This window comes from Photorhabdus africana (assembly GCF_035181445.1).
Lineage (GTDB): Bacteria > Pseudomonadota > Gammaproteobacteria > Enterobacterales > Enterobacteriaceae > Photorhabdus > Photorhabdus laumondii.
On the sequence record NZ_JAXBVE010000253.1, the window covers coordinates 1 to 277 of the forward strand.

1 protein-coding gene is annotated in these 277 nt (G+C 43.0%); it reads left to right on the top strand.

The genetic code is table 11. From position 1 onward, the window contains the following. On the top strand, positions 1-259 hold a 259-nt coding region (locus tag SLS51_RS23650; RefSeq protein ID WP_323840898.1), incomplete at its 5' end, for a helix-turn-helix domain-containing protein. Between the last annotated feature and the right edge of the window lie 18 nt (positions 260-277).

The window sequence follows — 277 nt, forward strand, 5'->3', positions numbered from 1 at the left end:
CTGGCATACCGCCGATATTATCGCTGCGATACGTAAGAAGAATAAAACGCTGGCATCATTATCCAGAGAGCACGGTTTAAGCTCTTCAACATTAGCAAACGCTTTAACGCGCCCCTGGCCTAAAGGGGAATTATTGATTGCTAAGGAAATTGGTGTCACCCCTGCCGAAATATGGCCCAGTCGGTATTTCGACGAAAATAAGCAGCCTATCAGACGAACCGTCCGAAATGATTTACCAAACAATTCTGATATCACATAAATTATTTCTATATCCGAA